Origin of the sequence: Nocardia sp. NPDC005366, assembly GCF_040606855.1 — a bacterium.
Classification (GTDB): Bacteria; Actinomycetota; Actinomycetes; order Mycobacteriales; family Mycobacteriaceae; genus Nocardia.
Genome location: NZ_JBEXFQ010000087.1, coordinates 1 through 4,034, shown reverse-complemented (window position 1 = coordinate 4,034; position 4,034 = coordinate 1). Strand labels below are relative to the sequence as shown.

Annotated in this window: 2 protein-coding genes and 1 pseudogene; 1 reads left to right on the top strand and 2 read right to left on the bottom strand. The window is 56.1% G+C overall.

What is annotated here, in order from left to right:
* Window positions 1-274 precede the first annotated feature (274 nt).
* A pseudogene (locus ABZS43_RS36460) lies at window positions 275-991 on the bottom strand (IS256 family transposase); the annotation flags it as partial.
* Here ABZS43_RS36460 and ABZS43_RS36455 point away from each other — a divergent pair.
* Entirely contained in the window at window positions 963-1,181 is a 219-nt protein-coding gene (locus ABZS43_RS36455; RefSeq protein ID WP_355040573.1) for a hypothetical protein, read from the top strand. The pseudogene ABZS43_RS36460 and the gene ABZS43_RS36455 overlap by 29 nt on opposite strands.
* A 296-nt stretch (window positions 1,182-1,477) precedes the next feature.
* Here ABZS43_RS36455 and ABZS43_RS36450 read toward each other — a convergent pair whose 3' ends face one another.
* Window positions 1,478-2,794 (bottom strand): RelA/SpoT domain-containing protein, encoded by a 1,317-nt coding sequence (locus tag ABZS43_RS36450; RefSeq protein ID WP_355040572.1) that lies wholly within the window; start codon window positions 2,792-2,794, stop codon window positions 1,478-1,480.
* Between the last annotated feature and the right edge of the window lie 1,240 nt (window positions 2,795-4,034).

Sequence of the window (4,034 nt, the reverse complement as noted above, 5' to 3'; positions counted from 1 at the left end):
TGCCCCGAACTCGAAGCGTCCCCCGTATCGCTCACCTCGCAAATGCTACGGATCGTGATACCGGATCCGCAATGTCAGTCACCCCTGTCGGAGTCGCACATAGACGGAAGGACGGTAACCATACATTAGCCCTACTGTGTCGGTCGAATCAGATTGAAAAATATAGTAAATGATGACCTTGTCGAAGCCACCACCACCGCCGGGAGTGGCACACGGTGACCAGAGACAGCCGAGCCGGAGCGAGATATTGTCAAATCCTGTGGATTGGCAAGTTTTAGGCAATCTCCGTTCGGGTGGTGTCGGCGGGGTCGGTTGGTGATGTCGGGGTGATGTCGCGGGGGCGTTCGAGCAGCTTGTCTTTGTGGAACAGGGCACCGGCACGGACGAGCGCGACCAGTTCGGGTGCGTTGACCTTGCGCCAGCGGCCTTGTGCGGCCTCGATCAGCTTGTAGGCCATGGCAATTCCAGCCGCGCGTGAGCCCGGCCCTTCGGTGACCTTTGTGCGTAACCGCACGGTAGCGAAGGTGGACTCGATCGGGTTCGTGGTCCGCAGATGGATCCAGTGCTCGGCCGGATACTTGAAGAACTCGAGCAGCACATCGAGATCGTCGGCGATTTTCGCGACGGCTTTGGGATATTTTGCGCCGTAGTCGATTTCGAAGGCTTTCACCGCGATTTGCGCTTTGTCGCTGTCCTCGGCGTTGTAGATGTCCTTCATCGCCGCGATCGCACCGGGATGCGCCGATTTCGGTAGCGCGGCAAGAACATTCGCCGATTTATGGAACCAGCAGCGCTGCTCGTGGGTGGTCGGGAACACATCGCGCAACGCTTTCCAGAACCCGAGCGCGCCGTCACCGACCGCAAGCACGGGAGCGGCCATGCCGCGGCGACGGCAGCCACGCAGCAGATCGGCCCACGACTCGGTCGATTCGCGGTAACCGTCGGCCAGCGCGACGAGCTCTTTGCGGCCGTCGGCACGGACTCCGATCATCCCCCGCACCTTCCGCAAAGGCGTGGCCACCGCGGTCGACAACGCCTACGACAACCCCGAACGCGCCGCCCGCCAACTCGGCAACACCCGCGAGGTCGCCAAGACCCACTACATCGACGTGCCCGAGACCGTGCCCGACAACCGCGCCGTACTCGAAGCCTGGGCACGCGGACCGGGATCGAAAACGTGAGATTTATGTGAGAACGCTCAAATCCCGACGTCTCTCCGGAAACGAGAAAACCCCTTCCGACCCAGGTCGGAAGGGGTTTACACTGTCGGGCTGACAGGATTTGAACCTGCGACCACCTGACCCCCAGACCACGGCTACTCGCACCTTCGCACGTCAGGCATAACAATCAACGTGCGAGCAATCATGCGAATGCGCTGGTCGTTCATGGCTGCTCACACCGTGTGGCCCCAGATTGGCCCCAAGACTTCAGCAGTCTTCCTTGAAGCCCGAAGCGGTGCTGGCATTGAATTCCCTTGTCATAAATCGGGTAATTCCGAGGCGTTGCCAGGGTTGTACCGCCTACGTAGCTCAGCAACGACAGACTTGAGTTGAATCACCGACTCCTGCAGAATTCCGGGTTGAAAGTCATAGTTTGTCTGATTATGGACAATTTCATTTCTCACCAGTCGCAACTGATTAATCTTGAATAACATCTCTTCATCAAGCAGGCCGCCAATAATAGGCTCTTGCAAAAGCATAATCAGCGGCTTCGTCCTTTTCCCCTTCATGTCCAGCGGCCAAATATAACGTCGAACGATATGTTCCAGCTCCCCCCACGTGGATATAAACTGCCCAACCAAAAGATGCATCTCGGACTCGTCATCTTCTACCGCAGACCGTCGGTTTTCAGACTGTATGACCCGGTAGACTTCATATCGCGACTGGTCCTGTACAAGGAGTGCGTCTACTACTTGTTCCGCGAGCGAGCGTACCTCTACATTCCCATGAAGACTATCCAGAGATGGATTCAAGAGCTCAGGTGTATCAATTCCTATTCGAACCAGGAACTCGAATAGATTATCCACCCGCCCGAGCCCCGAGTCGCTAACCGGTCCATCGATTGTCTTTCTGAGTTGGCCGAGAAGGTAAGCGGCCAACTCAAAGTGATTTCTAAACTTTCGTTGAGTTTCGTCGATTCGCCTCTCGCCTGCTTTTTGGAGCCGCTCTAGCGCGATCTCACCAGAGTGGACTAGACCATTTAACTGATCGAGGAGCGCGTTCTCATCTTCGGATAAGTCACCACCTATCGGTTTGTATACCAAGTCATGCTCCACCTCTGACCATGCGTGCATTAAAACCGAGGCAACCTGAATCTCAACTCTCGCCAACGCGTAGCGCTTATCAGGTTCCGGAAGATGATTTTCTTTCAGTTGCACACGATAATGAACGGCAGAATATCCCGAAAATCTCTTGCCCGGCCTCTCTGCGTCCTTCTTTGGAAACTCTTTCTTGGGTTCCAGTTGCACAAACAGATTGGTGACGAGCTTATCTACCTCGCCCTGCTCAGCAGGGAAGTACAGCGCTACACGAACCCCGGCGAGGTCGACTATGTCATTGAAGATGTCATCAACCTTTTCGTACTTCTTTTCCGGCAAACGTTGACGGCACTTCGCCTCAAGTCGAGCAATCGATTTCGGGCGATGAGTAACAATGCAACGCACCCCGGCTGCTTGCAGACCGGACTCAAGCGCCTCTTTTACCAGACGTGCAGCTGTGTCATAAAAGTCATATTCCTTGACATAGCGAGTAATAAAATCCTGAATAATGTCTATCGGAGCCTCCGGAAATGTCACGTATGAAGCCTAGCCGCGGTCATCTCTGCACACACTAGAAACGGTATAGATCCTATTGCGTCGGCACCGCTCACCGCGAATCGTACCGTGTACCTCACAGGACGAGATTGGCATCGGCGTGCCAATTATGGACACAGCCGGTCGAGCTCGGCACCTTGCCTACCACGAAACGTCTGCAGCTCGGTTCCACAGAGCAGGTCGATGGTGCGGACTGGACATCCCAACGATGCGGCCTCCTTGCCTTGATGCCTACGCCTCAAGTCGCATGCTCCGTCGCGATGGCCTTGTTCCGGCAACGGATTCGCCGCGTAAGAAGTAAGTGCTCCGAAGCCACCTCAGGCACTGTCCAGTTTTCTGGACTTCTGGTTGATGCCTACGCGCTCGTTCTCACCTCTCACGAGGTAATTTTCGATCCGCCCACACCCGACCATCTTCCCTCTTACGCGGTAACTCCCGCCGCTGCCCGCGAACCGGTCGCTTGATGCCTATGCGCTAGTTTTACCTCTTATGCGGTGACTCCGAGACTGGAACCACACTGCGGCGACTCGGTCCCCACTCGACCAGTTCTCCCCTCTTAAGAGGTAAGTCTGACCGCCACCGATCACCAGGACAGTGTCCAGATTCTGGACACCAAAACTTGATGCATATGCGTCAAGTTGAGTCCTAGGCATCAACCGCCGGATCGACTCCCATGCCTCAATTTTTCCCTCATAAGAGGTAAGTGTCGCTGCCGCCCGAGAGTCTGTCACTTGATGCCTACGCGCCAACTCTCACCTCTTATGAGGTAACTCTGGTACACACCCGCACCGCTCGGCCGCGAGCCGCCGCGCGGGCATCCCGATAGCTGAACATTTCCCCTCATAAGAGGGAAACCGCGATCGTGTCTCCAACGCCTCATTCCGATGATGCCTAGGCATCAAGGCTTTTGATACACAAGCCTCAACTTTCCCCTCTTAAGAGGTAACCGTCGCCGGAAGCCTCACCCTCCTCTTGTGGTCATCTCTTCCCCCACCGCGTTCCCGCACACGCCCTACCCGATCCTGTCCATCCCCTCCCCCGCGTGCTCTAAACGCCACTCTCACACCTCGACGCACCCACGCTCTCAACCCTCCTCTTATGGTCTCCCTCCCCCTTCTGGTCCCTCTCTTCCGTTCCCTTCCTCCTCACGTAACCATCACTCGCCTGCCCCCGTCCGCTCGCTAATTCTCTAACATCAGCGAAGCGTTAGAGAATTAGCGAG